A 263-nucleotide genomic window follows, 5' to 3' on the forward strand; every position below is an offset into this window, starting at 1 on the left:
CAAGTAAGCATTAAAGCTTTTGTTAACCTAGCTACTTCTTTAGGGAGCACTTGTTCTTTGCGAATAGGATGATATCCATCATGTGCCAGTATAAGCCCTATTAAGGCAATATCTTCTGTATTTATTTCAATCGAACATTGTTTTAGGTAAACCTCTAGTGTCTCCTCCACATCTGATTCTAGAAAACCGTTCTCCTTTAAATAGTATGCTAATGCTCTATTACGATGAGCCGTTTCCCATTCTGATTGAAATACTATTTCATT

Annotated in this window: 1 pseudogene; it reads right to left on the minus strand. The window is 35.7% G+C overall.

The window, feature by feature from the left end:
* A pseudogene (gene glsA, locus JI666_RS21260) lies at positions 1 to 263 on the minus strand (glutaminase GlsA); the annotation flags it as partial.

The sequence above is a fragment of the Bacillus sp. NTK071 genome (assembly GCF_017303315.1).
Classification (GTDB): Bacteria; Bacillota; Bacilli; order Bacillales; family Guptibacillaceae; genus Guptibacillus.